This is a genomic window from Pseudoalteromonas sp. Angola-30, assembly GCF_028599215.1.
Taxonomy (GTDB): Bacteria; Pseudomonadota; Gammaproteobacteria; order Enterobacterales; family Alteromonadaceae; genus Pseudoalteromonas; species Pseudoalteromonas atlantica.
This window is the reverse complement of sequence record NZ_JAQREI010000003.1, coordinates 76,565-97,432: the sequence shown is the minus strand read 5'-3', so window position 1 is coordinate 97,432 and position 20,868 is coordinate 76,565. Positions and strand designations below refer to the sequence as shown.

Here is a 20,868-nt window from a genome sequence, read left to right as displayed (position 1 = left end):
AAAAATACTATTTTTTATACATGACGCAGTACACTTTTTAACTTAAAATAGCCATCTCACTGACACACTCCACACCTAATATATGTTTACTCTCCACGCAATTAATGTGTGGCTATTCACTATTTTTAAAATCAAAGTTAAAGGATCTTCTATGAGTGCAGATGTTGCGTCGGCATCTAATCAGTTAAATAAAGCTGCTATTTTATTAGTGTTAGCACTAGGTACGTTTATTTTAGGATTATCAGAATTTTCAATGATGCCTATGCTGCCGCTGATCAGTGAAACGTTTGGCTCAACCCCTTCGCAAAGTGGCTATGCAATTAGCGCCTATGCTATTGGTGTTGTAGTAGGCGCGCCGGTATTAATGCTTACAACGGCCAATATGCGAAAACGCAAAGCTTTGCTGATTTTTTTAAGCCTAATGTGTATTTCTAATGGTTTGAGTGCATTAGCAACCTCATTAGAGCAGCTCGTTATTTTTCGCTTTTTAAGTGGCTTACCTCACGGCGCTTACTTTGGTGCCGCTATTTTGCTTGCCTCCGATATTGCCCCTTCGGGTAAACGCGCGAGCTTTATGTCAAAAGTATTTATGGGCTTAACCATTGCGACCATCGTTGGCGTGCCTATTGTTACCTTGGTGGGGCAAAACCTAAGCTGGCGTTATTGCTTAGGTGGCGCTGCGGTTTTAGCGTTTATTGCGTTTATATTTGTATACAAAGTAGTGCCAAATATTGATAACGCTAAGCCATCTAACTTACTTAATGAGTTTGGCGTACTTAAAAATAAACTGGTGTGGTCTATTTTAGGTATTGTTATTATTGGCTTTGGCGGCGTGTTTTGTATTTATACATACATTGCCGATACAATTTTAGATGTAACTAAAACAGCCCCTTACACTATTTCTATCGCTATGGTGATGTTTGGTATTGGTTGTACGTTAGGTAATTACATATTAGGCAAAGCGGCCGATAAATCGGCCATTAAAACCACAGGCCTTGCACTGGTGTGCACCATCGTATTTGCAATTGCCTACGTTAGCGCAAGTTACAATATTTGGATGCTTTATGCGGTTATATTTTTTATTGGTTGCAGTGTGGGTTTGGCAACGCTTATTCAATCTTTATTAATGGATGTAGCCCCAGAGGGCCATGCAATGATTGGTGCATTAGTACAATGCGCATTTAACACCGCAAATGCTATCGGCCCTTGGGTTGGCGGGGCTGTTATTGCACAAGGTGCAGCGCCTAACCAAACAGGTTATGTCGCAGCGGCGTTGTTTTTAGGCGGCTTAGTAATGTGGTTTTTAAGCTACTTGCAACTTAATAAACAACAGCCCGCAGCACAAACGTGTTAAGCATATAAAAAGAGCGGCTAATACAATTAGCCGCTCTTTTACTTTAACAAGGGGATTTAATCACCCACCTTACTGGGCCTCTAACGACGCCATATCAATAACAAAACGATAGCGTACGTCTGATTTTTCCATTCGCTCATACGCGGTGTTTATTTGGTCAATATTAATCATTTCGCACTCTGGCAATACGTTATTTTTGCCACAAAAATCTAGCATCTGTTGGGTTTCTTCTATCCCACCAATCAGTGAGCCTGCGATGCGCCGACGACCCATTAAAAGAGGCACAGTGTTTAGCTCTTCTACGGGGCCAACTTGCCCAACAATAACTAGCGTCCCATCTATGTCTAATAAGGGTGTGTAAATAGACAAATCGTGCTTAACAGGTACGGTGTCAATAATAATATCAAAAGCCGACTGCGACGCTTTCATTGCACCTTCGTCAGTCGACACTAAATAATGCTGCGCGCCAAGTTTTACTGCGTCATCTTTTTTAGACTCACTTCGCCCAACCACTGTTACACTCGCGCCCATGGCTACGGCATTTTTAACAGCCATGTGACCTAAGCCACCAAGCCCTACAACGGCAACACGGCTGCCTTTTGTAACGCCCCACTTATGTAATGGAGAGTAAGTAGTGATACCTGCACATAATAAAGGGGCAACGCGCGAAAGCTCTAGACTTTCAGGGACTGATAGTACAAATTCTTCACGAACAACAATATGTTTAGAATAGCCACCTTGGGTCATCTCGCCGGTTACTCTGTCTTTACCTGCGTATGTGCCTACCATGCCTTCTTGGCAAAATTGCTCTTCGCCGTTATCACACTGTTTGCAGCTTTGGCATGAATCAACCATGCAGCCTACCGCTACCGTGTCACCTTTTTCATAGTTTTTAACAGCGCTACCAATGGCTTTTACTTTACCTACAATTTCGTGCCCAGGGACTAATGGGTAACGGCTTCCGCCCCAGTCATTGCGCACTGCATGTAAATCAGAGTGGCATACGCCACAATATAAAATTTCAATTTCTACATCGTTATCGCGTAAATCGCGGCGCTCAAAAGTATATTCACCTAGTTGCGCACCTTCGCTTTTTGCTGCATATCCTACTGTTTTCATAACAACTCCATAGTCTGTAAAAATTTAAGTCGTCTACCTTTTCGCTTATTTAAGTGCTTTATTTTAAAACTAATCCCATGAGGGCTAGCTCTAAAAATAAAACCGGTATGCACTTTGATGTGGTTTACACTAACGCCGGCGCTGTGAATGCACCCTGACCAAAAAAGCCCAACAAGGTTGGGCTTTTTTAACTTAAATGTTGGTTACTTATCCAGTAACGTATTTATCTCATCAATGAGTGAATGTATACGTTCAGCATTTTTTCCTAAATCGCTGCGCCCCACGCGTGACTTACTGCGTATATCGACAAAGCGCTGGCTGCCTTCATCATTGATACGCACAACTACATCGTCTTTAAAACCAAACCATGTGGTGGTATCCGTTGCTTCTACAATGCCCGTAGCTGCATTAACATTAACAAGCTCAAACCCTAAATTTTTAACCGCTTGCTCGGTAGCAGCCAATAAGTCTGTTTTTGATTGTGCATAATTTAGTGTTTTTAGCTCAGGGTAAGCTTTGCGTTGCTGCGTGGCTGTTTCTTCTCCTGCGTATTCAGCTGGGTTTTTAGCATCCGCTCGCAGCGGTACAATTGCCACAAATTTTGGCGGGTTAATTAAATCGGTCGAAATATCATGGATCGCGGGTACGCTTTTAGCCTTGCTCATCATGCTCAGTGGCATTGCAATCGCGATGACTGCAAACCCCAACGCCATTAAAGTGCTGCCCATGCTAAGCGTTTTACGCATAAAAATAACCTGTATAACAAGCAGCACTAATGCAGCGCCACCCACATACACACCAAATCTAAACCCTGCAAACGCAGTACTTAGTTCAACAACGCCATACTTATATAAAGGCCCTGGCAGTAAAACGAGTAAAAAAGCGATTAAACTTACTAAGCTCACTAAAATTTTCATTATTATGATTCCTTTATCATGTGTGATCTTTAATTTTAAGTATTTGAAACCAGTACATTATACTGCCAAGCACTGGGTTTAGATTACAATTAACAGCTCACGCCACTGTATAGTGATACTTAAGTGCTTTAAATAATAAGCTTTGTTCAAAAATCTTAAAATAAGCTAATTAAAACAACTAAATAACGCATTTTTATTATCAAGCAGCGGCGCTTTAACCTTAAACTAACGTACCTAGGCTGGCGTGTCAGTATCATTACACAAAAAAGTCTAAGGTAGCGCTGTTAAAGTTACTTAAATTAGGAAAAATATCAACCAGCTCCGAAACAGGCACGCCAAACCACTGCGCTAACGTTGCAAAGTATTGCTCGTTAGCCACTTGCGGAATTAACCGCCCGCCTCCGGTATCGTATTCGCCCTCTAATTGCTGAGTAAGTAACTGGCCATAAATAGAACGGCCTTTTACCGCGCCGCCCATTACTATTTGATTACCCGCCCAGCCATGGTCGGTGCCATCGCCGTTTGAGGTGAGCGTGCGGCCAAAGTCCGACATAGTAAAAGTGGTGACTTTATCATTCATGTTTAGCTCTTTCATGGCACTGTTAAACTCGCTGAGCCCTTGAGCTAGCGTATTTAATAATGCAGGGTGCGCAGTAAGCTGATCATCGTGGGTGTCAAATCCCCCCATAGAGACAAAAAATACTTGGCGCTGTGTACTTAACGACGACTGCACACTAATAGCTTTGGCCACCGCGGCTAATTGCTCACTCAAGCTAGTATCGCTAAAGGTGGTAGTAGGCGCTGGGGCTTGTTCAAGCGCACTGTTCATCGTTTGCGTGTTGGTAATTGCGCTATTTAAGCCATTCGCATATTCACGCCCTAGTACATGGCTTGCATTGCCTAGCAAGCGGTTCATTATGTTAGTAACGTGCTCAGTGCGGGGCTGATAACCACCAAAGGCGTTAATTGTGCTTATGCCACTTTTGTTAAGCGCAAAGGCACTGGTATTTGTGCCTGTTTGCCATAAATTAGTGCCATCGAGAGAGATATTTGCCGCAAACTGATCCTCCACAGCTAATCGCTCTAGCATACGTGCGCCCCACCCACTGTTTAAAGAGGCTTTTTCTCGGCCGTACATCCATGACGCTTGCTGATCGTTATGCGAAAATAAATGCTTAGGTAAAGGCACCGCGTTATTTTTGTAATCTGTTAATGTGGTGGGAGTAAGTAAAGTGCCTACGCCACCAACAAAGGCTAAATCATCCGACTCAAACACGCTCTGTAAAGGCGCAAGTGAGGGATGAATACCCACGCCACCTGCAAACTGCTGAGAAACACTTAACGCTAGCGGATTGTCTACTGCGAGGTTTTGCCGGCTTTGCTCGTATAAACTACGCTGCTCTCCCTCAAGGGGTAGCAACATATTAAGTGAGTCGTTTCCGCCGTATAAAAATACACACACTAGGGCTTTATAATCACCGAGTTCTATTGCATTAGTTGCCCCCGTTAACGCTTGTAGCTGCAAACTGGTTAAAGCGGCTGCCGATACCCCGCCTTTTAAACATAATGACAAAAAGTCTCTTCTATTTAGGCTCATTATGCGCTCCTAATACTGCACGTTAAATTCAGGTGAAATAGCAATCATGTATAACAAGTACGAAACCCTCACGCGGTACTGATCCTCATCAAAATAGGCATCTAAATCAAGAAAAGCTTGTGTAGTGTCAGCGCTCATATTGCCGGCAAAATACAGGGTATTATATTGCTCTATCAGTGCGCTAATGCCATTTTGCGTCAAGTAATCCATATCGCTTTGTACATAAACATAAATTCCTGCAGGGTTTAACTCGGTATGCGCTTCGGCTGTACTCCAAACCAAACTTGCAAATAAGGCATTCATTGTGCCTATTAAAGTCGCATCGTTGGCTATTTGTAATTCAGGCGCTACCAAACCTTGGGTGCGTAACGCCGCACTTTGGTAATCGGGTCTAAAAAAGTTAAATACAGAGCCCGACTGCATGGGGCCTTGCCCATAGCTATCGACTAAGTTCCACGTTTTATAATAACCTTGCTGCGACTTCGCATTAAGGTTTCGCCAAAACTGCACAGTTTTTAAAAGTGGTTCTTTAATTTTACCTTGATAGCTAAGTACACTGCCAAAATGGCGTGCTTCGTCATCTAAATAAATAGCTTTAACAACTGCGGCTAAATCGCCTCGCACACCACTTCCATTATCGTTAAATACACGTGCAACGCGCTCTACATATTGCGCAGTAGGGTTTGAGGTAATTAACCGCTGAATAAGCTGCTTAGAAATAAACGGTGCAACGTTGTCGTGATTAAATAAATTATCGAGGGCTATTTTTAGCGACTCCTCTGGCCCATAACCAGGCGGTATAACCTCATTATTTAATAGGACTTTTTCTTTATCCGAATGGTATTCGCTGTAAGCTTGCATAGGGTTTATATAATCACGGCTTTTGCGTTTAAAGGTTTCGCTGCCGGCAAATGTCCAGCCTGTAAATACACGCGCAAACCCCTGTATTTGAGCCTGTCCGTAAGTTGCTATGCTATTACCGTTTGCATCTAGTTTAGCGGTGCCATCAAGGTTTAACTCATCTAGGCCAATGGTAAATAATTGCATAACCTCACGGGCGTAATTTTCATCTGGGCGAATATTAAGTGCTTCATCAGCTTTTTCGTTCCCTAAATGGCTTAGGTACGTGCCCATAATTGGCGAAAGCGTTACTTCTTCGAGTAACTCTCTAAAATTGCCAAACGCATGTTTAAGTAATAAATCGTAGTAAGTGATCATGCCCTCTGGTTGTGCACGCAAATCGCTATTTTCATCCGATACAACCAATATTTCACTCAGTGCAAATGCAACGCGTTGGCGTAGTTGATCGTCACTTTGTAGCACCGCTTTCCACCATGCATCTATGCGGCTTATATATTTAAAGTCTTCGTCATCTTCAAGTTTTACCAAGTAGTTTCGATGGTAGCTAACTGGCAGTGCTATTTGGTTATCGAGCCATTGTTGCTCACTTAAACCTTGAGCACTGTTTATTTCAGCAAGCGTTGGCCCCATGCTAGCTTGGTGTAATAACCTAGCGGCGCTGTGTATGTCCATGCTGTTTTTGGCTACAAATGTAACGGTTTGAGTGTTTGTTGCCCCTTCATTATCGGTGGCTGTTACGCTAAATGAATACGTTATAGGCTCATAACTTTGCGCAGCGGGTATAGTAAGGCGGGTACTTAACGCATCTAATGGTTCATTCAATAACGTGGTGCCCGCAGTTTGTTGCCAAACCACACTGCTTATTGTGCCGTCTTCATCGCTTGCTGTTGCAATTAGCTCAATGGTTTGGCCTTTAGTTAATTCGCTGGGTATGTCGGCAATCGATAAGGTAGGAATTTTATTTGAATTAACGGTGGGCGTGTCATCGCCGCCTGAGCCACCACAGGCGCTTAGCAATAAAGCACAACTTGCTAATAAAACTGATTTGTAATGCATGTTAAATCGTCATCGTAAATTAAAGAAGGTACGCGTGTATGTACCGAGTTTGATACGATTATTGAAACACAAAATTTACAATTTAACCTTTTATTTTTTGTAACCGAGCGCTATTTAACTGTTTTGTCGTTAATATTAACCTCAATAATGGGCTTTTTTTTATTAAAAACATTCACCTTATTAGCGGCTTTAGCCACACGTTGCCAAGGCGTTTGTAGGTTCTCGTAAATTGGCCGCCAATACGCATCCATTACACTGTTGTGCCCCCGGTCGTTATTGCCAACGCCTACAGTAATTTTACCTACTTGATGCGCTTTTATCAGTGTGCCACAGGCTCTATCCCAAATGGCTAACGCTGAGCCTAAGTTACGGTCAAAATGTTTTGGGTTATCGCTGTGATGAATTTGGTGCTGAGCTGGGCTAATTAACCAATTTTCTATTTTTTTACCAAAGCTCCACCACACATGTGAGTGGCGTAAATTAGCGCCTAAAGCATTAAAGGCAAATACAAATACATTAGCCCCCAAAATATCTAACATTGATAAATTTCGGCCAAAGCAATACACACAAACGCCCACCACAAAACCTTGGGCTAACGCCATTCGACAGGCATATAAATAGCTTTCAAACGGGTGGCTGCGATAAATGGTCATTGGGGTGAGCACTAACGCACTATGATGTACCTTATGAAAATGCCACAAAAACGGCACTTTATGCAGTGCTAAATGTAATAAAAACCGTGTTAAATCATCAAATATAAACAATAAAACGGTAAAAATAACTAACACCACAGTACTTGGCAGCTGCCATACTGCGCGCTCACCAAAAAGCCATTGCAGGGCATCACTTACGCCAATAGCAACAGGCACCATAGTTAACACTATAGGCACCCACAGCGCGGCTTTAAGTAAGCGGTTTATAATTAATAATTGGTAGTCGAGCTTGGCACTTTTACTCAGCCAAATACGCTTACTAAATAAATAGCGCCCCAGCCCACGCCACGTGCGCTTTTTTTGCTGCGCACGGCCCGAGAAATACAGCAACATTGCAATCACTAACGCCGCAATGCTATAGCCAATAAAAATACGTTTATTGGCATCAAACAAATAATTTGGCGTTTGAAGAAGCGTTTGCCATATAGTCTCGAGCATAACTTACCTCTTAAAATTGATATTTGTAGCCCACGGCTACGCTACGCGGTTTACCCGGGCGCGCGCCATATGGGCGACGACTAACAATGTTATCTTGGTCAAACAGATTATCTACCTTAGCGTAAATATGCCCATATTGATCAAGCTCGTAGCGCGCAGCAATATCTACAACGGTTGTAGCGGGTACCTCGACACCTGCCAACGGTAATGAAAAATCATTCCCTGTGGTGTTACCAAGCTCGCCAGCGGTATAAGCTACGCCAGCGGCCTCTGGCATTTCTGAGGTGTATTTTATTAATACATCAACCGACCAATCGTTATGTGCAAGGCCTAAGCTCAGCGCAGCTTGATGGTTAGGCAAGTACGGTAAATGATCGCCCGGGCGAATATGTCCCCACTGCGTAAATTCGCTAAATAGCTCTTCTTTAAACTCACTTTGCGTGTAGGTATAAGTTAAGCGTACCGGCACATCAATGTGCTTATTTAATGCGTAAGTGTGTGCAAATTGAGACTCAACGCCCCATACATCCACTTCCCCACCACTAAACTCGCGGTCAATTTCGTTTTCGATTCCACAGTTTGACTGGCCACAGCTTTCTACTAAGTTTGAATAATCATTAAAAAAGCTCACGACTTCCACTTGGCTGTTACCGTTGTTGTAACGGCCACCAAATTCATAGTTTACGCTTTTTTCAAACTCTTCATCTCCTTCACGTACAGGGCTAGATGGGCTTGAGGGCACAAACCCTTGGTGTACACCAAAAAGTAACCCTGCATTGGCCGATAATTGGTAAAAGCCACTTAAACCAGGTAACCAGATACGGCTCGATTTATCTTGCCAATCGTTTGCTTGTCCAGGGCCGTCATTTTGATACGACATATCCATTAACTCGCCACGCACGCCTAAACCAAGTGTTAGCTTATCTAAGGTTACTTTGTCTTCAATATATAACGACCACGCATCGGTAGATTCGGTATTTTGTGTGGTAAATACACTCGCGGTGTCTGTACGGGTGTTAACCGCGTTAACCATGGCGTAGGTGTCTTCAAAATGATCGCGCTCTATTTCATCTTGATGAAAACGCACCCCAAATGAGAGTGAGTGCTCTAGCCCAAACGCAGCTACTTGCCAATCACCATCAAACTGTATGCCCTGCGAGAAAAAGGCTCTGTCGTTAGTTCCCATGGTTAAAAATACATTGCTTTCACCACTTTGAACCGAATCGGCTTGGCCACTAATAACGCTGTATTCACGCTCAAAGCGTGTTGGGTCTGCCAAAATATCCGACAAACTACCACTGCTGTTAGTAACCGCGTTGAGTTTAAGCCACGCACGTTCAAAATCGTTGCGATAGGCGCGGGTTGTAAGGGCAAAATTGTCGCTGCTAAGCTGGTGGGTAAACATCACTTGCGTATGCTTAGTGTCCATATTTGCAGGGCCGCTGGCGGCATAACGGCGATACGGTGTTTGCTGGTAATCTTCTTCGGTTAACCCAAGGTAGGTTTCGTTAGAAAGCTCATCTGAATAGGCCAGCTTTAACTCAAAGCGTTGCTTAAACTGCTCGCTATTAAGTGTGTAATCTAATTTAACTAATAAATCGTCTTTTTCAAAACCTGTATCTTGCCCGCCATCAAGCTCTTTAAAACCGTCACTTTCTAGGTGAACGCCTTCAACTAAAAAGCCAAACTGTCCTTCGCGATTACCATAATACGCGTGCGCTTTTTTATAGCCATCAGAGCCTGCTGAAATATCAAGCATACCGCTGGCGTCATCAGGCACTTGGCGCGACACTAAATTAAGCGTACCCGCCACCGTTTGCGGGCCATAATGTATGGCTGCTGGGCCTTTAAACACTTCAACTGCGGTCATGCGTGTAGTAAGCGGAAAATAATAAGCCGCCGGTGCCGAATACGGCGCAGGGCCAATTAAAACACCGTCTTCTAAAATGGTTATTTTTTTACTACGCTCAGGGGTTACGCCCCTAAAACCAATGTTAGGCCTTAGCCCAAAGCCATCTTCTTCGCGTATGTTTACCCCAGGCACCTGCGATAAAATACGATGAATATCATCAAACTCAAATTGTTCAAGTTGCGCTTCGCCAATTAAAGTTGCCGAGCCTGCTTCGGTGCGCAATTTATCGTTATGGCTAATAATTTGAATATGTTCTAATTCGTTTTTTTGCTCTGCCACTGCTTGGCAACTTACGGCCATAAGCAATGCAATTGTAAGTTTATTGTATTTCATTGTCGCCCTTAGTCGTTGTCGCCTGCAGAGGTGGTGGGTAGCTCAAGTGCTAGCTCATTAATAAAGTCATTTTTTAGCTCATCGGTCAGCACTTTCACTTGCCCATGTACATCACGTACCTGTTGCTCGTTATCAATTAGCAAATCGGCCAGCGAGCTATCTATGCTATTTAAAGTGGCTTTAAGAGCTGCTATTCCTTCAACTAAACGTGTTTTAGTAGCCTGTGCTTGCTCTGCATCTAAAAAGTCATCAAAGCCAGTGCCTGCTTGCTCAGCGTCTAAATTACCCATAATTAACGCTTCAAACGCCGCTAAGTTATTACGAATATTATCTAAAGAGCTTTTCGCATCTAGGCTTTCTACATCTTCAGGGCACGCCGATGCGCCACACGAATTTGAAAAAATACCAATCGGCTCTGCTAATTTTTTATCTTTTACTATTGTGTCGATATAAAACAGTGCATCGCTAATATGATTAAGTGCTTCGTGAGTTGTGCTAAAACGAGAGCCACTTTGGCCGGTATTTTTTAATTCGTTAGCAAAACCATTATCCCCTTGCCAAGCTTGTAATAACTGCGCTGACGAACTTAAAACATCTTCACTTGCCACCACAGCAAACTCGCAACGAGCCTGACGACGCGCTAAATCTGTACGGTTATTCCAATCTGCAAGGGCATCATTTGCCACACTACAATGATGCGCTAATTGCTCGTTAAACAACACATGCCCAATTGCAAATAAGCCACGGCGTGTTGCTGTTCTTTCGCTAATGGCATACGGGCGATTTTGATCTTGGTTAATAACACCGTCTTGGTTATACACCACGTCTTGGTCTATCCCACAGCGGCTAAAGGTAGGCCATGAATATATTTGGTTACGTAACTGCCCTGCGTTATCAAGAAGCGGCCCCATTTGCATCATTTCGGCTTGTTGCCAACCCGCCATGGTATCTAGCCAGGCTTGTTGTGCTTGAGCACGCAGCGCAATGGCCTCTTCTGAGCTTTCTTGTACGCTTTGTATTTCAGCTTGGCAGTAATTTGCAACGGCCTGTGTTTGTGTTTGTGCTTGTTGATTAAACAAAACAAACGTAGGTGTTATTACATTATCGGCTAAGTTAGCAACGAGTTGTGCTTCATCAAACTCTGTAACCGCAGGCGTCGTAGTTTGCCCACTATCACTACTTTGAAAATCACTGCCTGTGCTACTTGAGCTACTTTCACCACACCCACTAAGGGTTAGTACAGTAGCTGCAACCACAACCCCTTTTTTTGCATAATTGATCATTATTTCAACCCTAAAAACTTTGAAAATTAAACGGCAAAAGGCCAGCCCATGGGCTGACCTTCCTTGGTGCTAAAACGGGTGGTTATTACCAGTTTTCAACGTTTTGAGCATCAAAGCCGTAAACTTCCTGCATCAAATCACGTGCCTCTACTAACTGCGCTTTGTATGCATCTGTTAGCAGTGGCGCTTCACCGAGTAATGTATGTAGCTCGGCAAATTTACCTGCGTTATCGTCGCTGTAAAAAGGTGAAAATGGGTTAAATTGAAAGTTCAGTGCAAAGCCTTTCATTTCACTAAAGTGTTTAGCTAAATTAGCAAAATCGTCAGCACTTGCCTCTGTACCTTGTACTGTATCAATGTCGGCTAATGTGTCGTTGATGTAATGTACAACGGTGGCTGCAATTGCGTTTTCCCAATTGGCTACAGCAATATCACGTTGTGCTAATAACTGCGTTTTTTGATCATCAGTTAATGCACTTGGTGCAGCATCGTTAATAATTTTACGACCCGCAATAAACGCCGTCATTGCTGCGCTGCTAAAGTCAGTTGCTATTACCGCGCCTTTATCACGTTTAGCTGCATTGGTAGAGTTACCCCAGTTGTATTCACTCGCTAAGTCAATTTTGCCATCGCCATCAATATCAGCGCTTGCGCTACCATCTGAAATAGCCTCGTCACTAAATTCTAAATAATGACGTGCTGCGCCAAAGTAACCAAAACCTTCATCGTATTGATGCTCTAAAGTACTGTAAGTACCATCGGCTGCTGCATCGGTGTTATCTTCATCAAGCCCTTCGTCTAGGTAATCGTCAGTGCCTTGCGAGAACATTAACGCACCTAGCGTGTGCTTTTGAATAAGCTGGTTTAAATCAAGGCCACTTGTTGTGATGTATGCCGCAGTAATGTCATTACCGTTTACATCCTCAGACTGCGTACCGCTTGCAATTGCATCTACATTCGCGGCAAGTAAATCAAAGTAATGAAAAATAAGCCCTTCTGGCGTTTTTGCTTGAGTGCCAAAGTCGCTCCAGCCTTCAAATGTGCCTTCTGTTAGCCAGTCTTCTTCCATTTTAGACGCATCGTTACCGGCAATTTTACCTGTTAAGGTTTTGCCTGAATTCGAAATTTCTGCAAACGACTGCTGCAACGTAGTTGCGCCATCAATAAACAAAAAGCTGTTATCTTTTACGGCTTCGTATTCGCTCCAATAAGCCATTAACTGCGCTTTAACGGCATCGCCTGTTAAGCCTTCGCTTTCAATGTAATCAACACTTAATAAGCTTATGTAAGCTTTAATTTGCGCCGAAAGTGCATGGCGAGCCACTTGGCCTGTGTAACTTACCGCAGAATTACTAGCATTAACTGTTGAGGCAAATTCGTAAACGTTTACGCCATCTTGCGCTTCAATATCAGTTACAGATACGCTCAGTGTTTGTGTAAAACTTAAATCGCCAGCATCGGTTGCAGTAACTGTTACATCAATTGTTTCTACTTGCTCAGCATTAAGCGCTAACGTGCTTTTAAGCGTTAGCTCATTGCTGTCATTAATTTCAAAATACTGTTCATCATCAGAAAGTGTAAATACCATGCCTGTTGCATCGTCATCGGTTGCACTTAAAGTACCGACTACTGCGCCTACTACATCTTCTGTTACAGCCGCTGTTGATAAGCTAATAGCGGTAGGTGCCGAATTAGTCACTGTTGGAGTGGTTGGTGTTTCGTTGCTATCGCTAGAGCTTGAGCCGCCACACGCAGTTAAACCCATAGTTGCAGTAATTACTGCACTAGCAAGGAGAGATTTACGCAAATTCATGTTGAATCCTAATATTGTATGTGAATCATTCTTATTTGTAATAGCGACTATTCTAATTACAAATACCTAACAATCAACCTAAATGTTGCTTTTTTGTTTTATTTTTAAAATAGTTTTAGTTTTTAGAACAAAGGGAGATCGGCAAAAATACTATTTAACATAGCTAAACTGTGCGTAAATTGCTTAGCAAAGCATTAGCTATACAAAGTAAATCTACTCATTAAAGTAATTTACTATCAGAAACTTATAACAATGCTTTATTTGTACTAGATAAGTATTTTTAGAAAGGAACACTGCGCCTTAAAGCTAAGTGCGAACATTACGTAGAAATAAAATCACATTAACTTTTTAGATATAAAAGCTATTTGTAATAATTATTATTTATTTTAAAAACGCATCACTTATAGCGTTTAAGTGTGGTTTTTTGCTTCACTTACTGTTTTAGAGGCTTATATCGGCGTATTGATTAAAGGTATACTAGGGCGTGTTGACCTTGGCGAATAGAAATTTGTTCAATCTAGGGGCGATTAAATCGCGGCGCGTGGTTTGTAACTTAGTAGGCTCGATAACGGCTTCTGCGTTATTTTAATGACTTACATCCATGTAAGAATAAGTAAAACCAATAAATAAGAGTTTATCACCCTAGAAAGAACCCAATGGGCGGCCCATGTTTGGCTTTTATGCTGCGTTATCGCCTATTTATGGGGAATAACCAAGTTACATAGGCTCTGCCTTGCCTAAAGATCAAACATACGGCTGCAAATTCAACCATTAAAAATCAACACACCCAAGAGAATATGAGAGGTGGTAATGCATTAAATAGTGTCATTTTACTACTCACTTTTAGCTAAGCCATACAATAACAGAGCCTTTTTATGAAAACAGAAATTCGCTACCGCTTTGAAACCTCGCAAGTTGCTAACCGCTTTGTGCATGTACTAAAAGATTGGCCCGTAAACCAAGTTAAAACTCGCCTATTTAATGGCGGCGACAGTGTAAAAGTCACTTACGAGTATGATGAAAGCGGATTTGATTACACCTCTGCCGAGCTAGATGATTTAGCAGAGCAACACGGTGGTAAAGAAGTTTAAGCACTTAACAACAAAAAGCTATTACAGCCCGATTAGCCATTAACTTTGCTTTAATGGCTAGCGCGTTTTATCACTTTACGTTTTATTCGTGATATTTACGGATCATCGCCACTTTACCGTTTTCAACTTCTATTACTTCCATCATTACTGATGTGTACTCGATTGGCTGCTTACTTTGCGGATGAATGCCCTTAGCGTGGTTTTTATAACGAATCGCAAAGCCGCTATCGTTAAATACAAAGGTATTAAGCAGCTCGCTTTCGTATAAGGTGTGAGCGCCTAAATAAAAACGCATGCCCTTACGCATTAGTTTTTTACCCTCTGCAGTGCGAGAGTCATCTACTTGATACGGTATGTGCTGACTGCCTACATCGTCTGTTAATAAATTAAGGTAGGCTTCAAGCTCTTTTTCACTTGCGTTAGGCGCTTGCGTGGCGGTCATTGTGTTGTAGTAATGCTGTGCAAATTTGTTTAAGTCCAGCGCCTCTTCAGCATCAACCGAAAAGGTACTCACTAATAGCAAACCTAATGTAAATAGTCGTTTCATCTCTTCTTCCTTGTAGTTAAAAGTATTGATTTATTTATAGGTACACTATATTCATATGTTCAAAAATAAAACAAACATTTTAAGTTAATAAACCTACATTTTGCTTTTTACTCTATTGGTTGCCACGCTGTTGGCTGGATCGTCGGGCCAAAAATGCTTGGGGTAACGTCCTTTCATTTCTTTTTGTACATCGCGATAACTACTAGCCCAAAAGTGCGCAAGATCTTGCGTAAGCTGTAATGAACGCTTACCTGGCGAGAGTAATTCCATAAGCAGAGGCAGCTTGCCATTTGCAAGCATTGGCGTACTTGTTAAGCCATACACTTCTTGCATGCGCACGCTAAGTTTTGCGGGGCCATCTAGCTGGTAATTAATTTTTATATTTGAGCCACTCGGTACCGTTAACCTAAGCGGTAACAGTTTTTTTAGGGCTGTTTGCTGTGTCCAGTCAAAACAATTTTGCAGTGCTTCAAAGTAGTTAAACTTTTTAAGCTGCTCCAGCGTTTTTATATCCTGTAAATATACGCCTAACCAATCATCAGCTGTTTCGATAAGTTGCTGCTCGCTTATTGCCGGGAACGTATCTGGCATAAACTGACTGGCTAAACTCATGCGTATTAATAATTGCTGCGCATCGGGTTGTTCATTAAATAATGCAAAACCATGTTTGGTAAATAAATTAAGCCACGCTTTGGCACGCTCGGTTTTATCAAGCTTTTGCTTACTTGGTTGGCTTGTAAGCGTAATGGCGCCGAGCTTTACTTCGTCTTGATGGATAAAGCGCGCGGTTTTTTCATCAAACTCACAGCGGGTAAGCGTAGTAAACAAATGCGGTAAGTAATCTTGTAGCTCAAATGGGCTAAGTGCGGTGGCTGCAAAAATACGCGTGCCTTTATGACCGCCCATGCTTGCAATAGCAAGGTAGTCATCGTTATGCCAGTAATCGGTGTTTAAATCAGCGCCCGCACCATTGGCAAGTAAGTAGCCATTGCCGCGTTTTTTTGCAATGCGATCGGGGTAAGCTAATGCCACCAGCAAACCTAAATACTCTGTGTTTAGCTCACTGTTACTGTCGGTTACTTTTAAACGGCTTTGCCAGTATTTTAACTGCTGCTTAAATACTGGGTGTGGCCTTTGTTGTTGGCTATGTAGCGCCAAGCTTAGCTCGTTGGCGCTGTTTATTCGGCTCTCAAGCAGCGCCACTAAATAAAGTGCTAAGCGATAAATACCAGGGAGTTCTGCCTCAAGCGCTTGCGCTTTTAAAAGCATATGCGCTAAGCGAATATCCGCCCCAAAACCCAGCATTTTACTACCCAATTTAGTGAGCTTACCTTTAGAGTCGATGGCTTCAAGCATCGTTAGTAAGCTTGCCGCTTGCGTGCATTGCTGCGCTGTTGGCGTATCAAGTAAGGTGAGTTCGCTGATATTTGCGCCCCACTGTTTTGCCTCCAGCATAAGTTGGCTTATGTCTGAGGTGAGTATTTCTGGGCTATCGTGGCTATTACGTCGCTCAAATGTTTGCTTTGAGCCAAGCCTGTAAACGACCCCTGGCTCTATTCGCCCTGCACGCCCTGCTCGCTGCACAGCAGAGGAGCGCGATATACTTTGTGTTGTAAGCTCAGTTACGCCTGTTTTTAAGTTATAGCTCGCTGCGCGGCGTTTGCCGCTATCAATAACAATGCGAATGCCTTCAATGGTTAAACTGGTTTCGGCTACATTGGTGGTAAGCACTATTTTGCGCATACCTTTAGGCGCAGGGGCAATCGCCGCTTGCTGATTGGCTTTATCTTGCTCGCCAAATAATGTGGCAACTAAGCAGTTACTTGGTAAATCATTAAGGGCCTGTTGTACGCGTACTATTTCAAATTGCCCAGGCAAAAACACCAACGCACTACCGCTTTGCTCGTTTAGTGCTTGTTTTATTAAAGAGGGAATAGCATCTAACCAGCGGCTCTCATCTTTTATTGGTATGTATACTTCGTTAATGGGGTAACTACGCCCGCTTGATTGTATAACCGGGCAGTCAAAAAATTGCGTATAGCGCTCGGTATCAAGGGTGGCCGACATAAGCAGTATGGTTAAATCGTCGCGCAGCGCACTTTGGGTCTCTAAAGCAAAGGCCAGTGAAGTGTCGGCTGCAATTGAGCGTTCATGAAATTCATCAAATATCAGTAAATCTATATCGCTTAATTCGGGGTCGTTTTGTAGCATGCGGGTAAGCATACCCTCGGTGACTATTTCAAGGCGCGTATTACTACTTACTTTACTCTCGCCGCGTACACGCAGGCCAACACTTTGCCCCACATTTTCGTTTTGGCACTGTGCTAAGTAATTGGCAATATTACGTGCTGCTAAGCGGCGCGGCTCAAGCATTACAATACGTTTAAAATGGCCGTCGCGCATAAGCTGAAGCGGCAACCAGGTTGATTTACCTGCACCAGGCGGTGCTTGTAATAACGTTATGGGGTTACTTTGTAATGTAGTTAAAAGTTGTTGATATATGTTTTGAACCGGCAGCACTGCTATTTACCCAAAATTGCTTTGTGTGCATTGTAACAAAAACCAAAAATAAACGCGCCGCTAAAGCTGAGTGGTTATAAAAAGCATCATAATCAGAAATAATTACAAACCGCTCTGTACATTTTTTAAGAACATACGCGTTGCAATAAAAGTAACGCCTCGCTTAAACATATAAATCAATGATTATAAACACAAAATAAAAAGTTTAACTGATTGGTACACGCTTTGCTCCTTTTATACTGAACGTTAATTAAAGCTAAGTAAGGAGATACTTATGAACAACGATCGTATGAAAGGTAATTGGAACGAACTTAAAGGTAAGGCGCAACAAAAATGGGGCGATCTTACTGACGACGATTTAGACAAAATTGAAGGTAGCCGTACAGAGCTAGTGGGTAAAATCCAGCAGCAGTATGGTAAATCTAAAGAAGAAGCAGAGCGCGAAGTAGACGAGTTTGAAAAAACTCACTAATCGCTAACTTCTAAAAAAACCGCCATTTGGCGGTTTTTTTGTTTAACGGCTAAAAAAGGACGTTATTTACGCTTTTAATTGGTTACCTATAGGCAGTTGCCTAATGCGTTTCCCACAGGCAGCAAAAATAGCGTTACATAGCGCTGGGGCGTAAACCGGCGTTGCGGGCTCGCCTACACCAGCTGGTGGCGCATCGCTTTGTATTATTTCTACTTCTACCTCTAGTGGTGAGTCGCTCATACGCGGTACGCGATAATCATGAAAGTTACTTTGCTGTACTCGGCCTTTATCAAAAGTAATACCGTCGCTAATTGCGGTTGTAATACCGTAAATAGAGCCACCTTGCGTTTGATTTTTTACGGTATCGGTGTTTACAACCGTACCCGCATCAATAGCGACCCACGATTTAATCACGTTTAAATCACCAGCATCCGATACCTCTACCTCAACCACAGTAGCCACATACGTTAAAAAGCTGCGGTGCGCAGCAATGCCTAACCCGCGACCTTTTGGCAGCTTTCGGCCCCATTTACTTATCTCAGCCACTTTTTCAATAACATGGCGTAATTTACCAATATCTAATGGATAAACGTCTTTATCGGCGCCATAGTTATCGTACGAGGCATTTTGCTCGGTTACATCTAAAATGCGATCAGGGCCTATGGTTTCAAGTAAATAGTCTTTTTGGTCGCGCCCTGCTTTGTGCGCCGCTTCAGCAATAAATGACTGAATAGCAAAAGCATGAAAAATATTTGATACCGAACGCATCCAACCTACCCTTGTTTTAGCGGGTGCTTCGCCGTTTTCTAACTTTAAGTTAGGTGAGTTTATGGGGTTATCGGTAAAGCCCAAGCGCAGCTCAAAACCTGCAGGCGACGTTGCCCCTTCTTGAAAGGTCGACATAATTGGCGAAAACGCCGTACGATGTAAGTAAGCCTCAATATTACCTTTTTCATTGAGTGAAGCTTCAATATGTTGAGCCGATACCGCATGATAAAAACTGTGCTGAATATCATCCTCTCGCGTCCACTGTACGCGAATAGGCTGACCTACTTTCATTGAAATGTAAGCAGCTTCTGCTGAAAAATCAGGTTTTGATTTACGCCCAAACCCGCCACCTAACATGGTGACATGCACGTTAATTTGGCTCTCTTCCATACCAAGTAACGCAGCTACGGTTTTCATATCAGCTTGTGGGTTTTGTGTTGCAGCCCAAATATCAACGCGGTCTTTATGATACATCGCCGTAGCACAAGGTGGCTCCATGGGTGCTTGAGCTAAGTGCGGCGCATAGTAGTCAGCTACTAACTTATTGCTCGATTTAGCCAACACGCCCATGGTATCGCCTATTTCACGTACATGCGCTTGCGGCTCATTAACGGTTTGTAATAACGACTTTTTAAATTCTTTTGAATTATAATCGCCGTTTTTACCATCATCCCACACCACCTTTAGTGCTTTACGCGCCTGCCATGCTGCCCAGGTATTTTTAGCAACAATAGCAATGCCGCCTTTTGGCTGAAATTGCGGCGCGCCTTTTGGTACAGGCATTTCAATAACATCAACTACGCCATTAATTGCTTTAGCGGCGCTGGCATCAAACGATTTAACCACACCACCTACTACCGGCGGGCGCTCAATCATAGCCACCAGCGCTTTTGGCTCGCGAACATCAGCAGCAAATGTGGCTTTACCGGTTACTAAATCGGTTAAATCTATATGCGCCATACCGGTATTTATATAACGCCATTCTTTGCGTGTTTTAAGTGTTAACTTGTCAGGCTTTGGCGGGGTAATACCAAGTGCGAGGTCGATTAAGTCTTTATAGGCAAGCGTTTTACCCGAGCTGTGGGTAACCACGTGCTGATTAGCTGTACAGGTTTGCGGCTCAACGTTCCAATATTTAGCAGCTGCGTGCTGCATCATGTAGCGTACACTTGCACCCATTTCGCGTAGGCGCTGCATGTTGTAGCGAATACTGCGCGATCCATCGGTATTTTGATCCCCGTATTTAGGGTCGCCCTTACCTTGAATAACCACTACTTTATCCCATGCAGCTTCCATTTCGTCTGCCACAATTTGAGCAATGGCTGTACGGATTTGCTGGCCCATTTCAGAGCGATGACAGGTTATTTCAACCATGCCATCGGGGCGCAGCGCTATAAATAAGTTAGCACGTTTTGCTTGCTCAGAGGGCTGCTCTAACACGCCTGCAAACGCTTTTGGTGCACTGCCTACAAAATAAGTGCCTAATACTAATGCGCCTATTGCGCTGGTTTTTAAAAATTGGCGGCGGTTTAGGTCAAAGTATGTATTGTCGTTTTTCATACCTCTTCCCCTTGTTCATTTGGGTCAAAATACTCAACGCCCGCAATGGTTTTAGCCGCCGACTTAATTGCTTTATGAATACGCGGATACGTGCCACAACGACAAATATTGCCCGACATATTACTCACTATTTCATCATCAGTGGGATTTGGGTTAGCGGCTAATAAGCTTGCCGCTTGCATTATTTGCCCGCACTGACAAAACCCACATTGCGGCACTTTATGCTCAACCCAGGCTTTTTGCACGGGGTGGTCGCCTTGCTCGCTTAACCCTTCAATAGAGGTAATAGCACGCCCTGCCACAGCCGACACCGGTAATATGCACGAGCGCTGCGCTACGCCATCAATATGTATGGTGCACGCACCACATTGCGCCATACCACAGCCAAACTTAGGCCCGGTTAAATTTAATTCATCTCGAAGATACCAAAGCACCGGCGTTGACGGATCGCCTGTAAACTCATGTTTATTACCATTAACGGTAAGCGTGATCATATTTAACTCCTTGGCAAAGC

15 protein-coding genes are annotated in these 20,868 nt (G+C 43.1%); 3 read left to right on the top strand and 12 right to left on the bottom strand.

Features of this window, described 5'->3' with window-relative positions:
* The first annotated feature begins 151 nt into the window (after positions 1-151).
* On the top strand, positions 152-1,354 hold the full coding sequence (locus PSH54_RS05730) for an MFS transporter (protein ID WP_004587418.1): 1,203 nt from the start codon (positions 152-154) through the stop codon (positions 1,352-1,354).
* Positions 1,355-1,423: 69 nt separating this feature from the next.
* Here PSH54_RS05730 and PSH54_RS05725 read toward each other — a convergent pair whose 3' ends face one another.
* The 8 genes from PSH54_RS05725 to PSH54_RS05690 form a co-directional block, all read right to left on the bottom strand.
* Positions 1,424-2,473: an NAD(P)-dependent alcohol dehydrogenase gene (locus PSH54_RS05725; RefSeq protein WP_273605684.1), complete on the bottom strand. Its 1,050-nt coding sequence runs from the start codon at positions 2,471-2,473 to the stop codon at positions 1,424-1,426.
* 203 nt (positions 2,474-2,676) lie between these two features.
* Positions 2,677-3,390: a DUF1499 domain-containing protein gene (locus PSH54_RS05720; RefSeq protein ID WP_273605683.1), complete on the bottom strand. Its 714-nt coding sequence runs from the start codon at positions 3,388-3,390 to the stop codon at positions 2,677-2,679.
* A 256-nt stretch (positions 3,391-3,646) separates the two neighbouring features.
* Positions 3,647-4,987, bottom strand: coding sequence for a DUF1501 domain-containing protein (locus PSH54_RS05715; protein WP_273605682.1), 1,341 nt, complete (start codon positions 4,985-4,987; stop codon positions 3,647-3,649).
* A 9-nt stretch (positions 4,988-4,996) separates the two neighbouring features.
* Positions 4,997-6,904, bottom strand: coding sequence for a DUF1800 domain-containing protein (locus tag PSH54_RS05710; RefSeq protein ID WP_273605681.1), 1,908 nt, complete (start codon positions 6,902-6,904; stop codon positions 4,997-4,999).
* Positions 6,905-7,014: 110 nt separating this feature from the next.
* A complete protein-coding gene (locus PSH54_RS05705; RefSeq protein WP_096739979.1) occupies positions 7,015-8,055 on the bottom strand; it encodes a sterol desaturase family protein in 1,041 nt (346 codons plus the stop codon).
* Positions 8,056-8,065: 10 nt separating this feature from the next.
* Positions 8,066-10,300: a TonB-dependent receptor family protein gene (locus PSH54_RS05700; protein WP_273605680.1), complete on the bottom strand. Its 2,235-nt coding sequence runs from the start codon at positions 10,298-10,300 to the stop codon at positions 8,066-8,068.
* A gap of 8 nt (positions 10,301-10,308) precedes the next feature.
* A complete protein-coding gene (locus PSH54_RS05695; protein ID WP_273605679.1) occupies positions 10,309-11,583 on the bottom strand; it encodes an imelysin family protein in 1,275 nt (424 codons plus the stop codon).
* An 85-nt stretch (positions 11,584-11,668) separates the two neighbouring features.
* The gene (locus PSH54_RS05690; protein ID WP_273605678.1) at positions 11,669-13,396 is read right to left on the bottom strand and encodes a DUF4856 domain-containing protein; all 1,728 of its coding nucleotides are present in this window, start codon (positions 13,394-13,396) and stop codon (positions 11,669-11,671) included.
* Between the two features lie 875 nt (positions 13,397-14,271).
* On the opposite strand from PSH54_RS05690, the gene PSH54_RS05685 reads away from it, so the two are divergent.
* A complete protein-coding gene (locus PSH54_RS05685) occupies positions 14,272-14,487 on the top strand; it encodes a hypothetical protein (RefSeq protein WP_004587424.1) in 216 nt (71 codons plus the stop codon).
* An 82-nt stretch (positions 14,488-14,569) separates the two neighbouring features.
* Here PSH54_RS05685 and PSH54_RS05680 read toward each other — a convergent pair whose 3' ends face one another.
* On the bottom strand, positions 14,570-15,034 hold the full coding sequence (locus tag PSH54_RS05680) for a nuclear transport factor 2 family protein (protein ID WP_273605677.1): 465 nt from the start codon (positions 15,032-15,034) through the stop codon (positions 14,570-14,572).
* A gap of 93 nt (positions 15,035-15,127) precedes the next feature.
* Entirely contained in the window at positions 15,128-17,554 is a 2,427-nt protein-coding gene (hrpB, locus tag PSH54_RS05675; protein ID WP_273605676.1) for an ATP-dependent helicase HrpB, read from the bottom strand.
* A gap of 274 nt (positions 17,555-17,828) precedes the next feature.
* On the opposite strand from hrpB, the gene PSH54_RS05670 reads away from it, so the two are divergent.
* Entirely contained in the window at positions 17,829-18,026 is a 198-nt protein-coding gene (locus PSH54_RS05670) for a CsbD family protein (RefSeq protein WP_054983219.1), read from the top strand.
* Positions 18,027-18,092: 66 nt separating this feature from the next.
* Here PSH54_RS05670 and PSH54_RS05665 read toward each other — a convergent pair whose 3' ends face one another.
* Together PSH54_RS05665 and PSH54_RS05660 are read right to left on the bottom strand one after the other, a co-directional pair.
* Entirely contained in the window at positions 18,093-20,354 is a 2,262-nt protein-coding gene (locus PSH54_RS05665) for a xanthine dehydrogenase family protein molybdopterin-binding subunit (RefSeq protein ID WP_273605675.1), read from the bottom strand.
* Positions 20,351-20,848 (bottom strand): (2Fe-2S)-binding protein, encoded by a 498-nt coding sequence (locus PSH54_RS05660; protein ID WP_024034278.1) that lies wholly within the window; start codon positions 20,846-20,848, stop codon positions 20,351-20,353. Before PSH54_RS05660 ends, PSH54_RS05665 begins: the two co-directional genes overlap by 4 nt.
* Positions 20,849-20,868 lie beyond the last annotated feature (20 nt).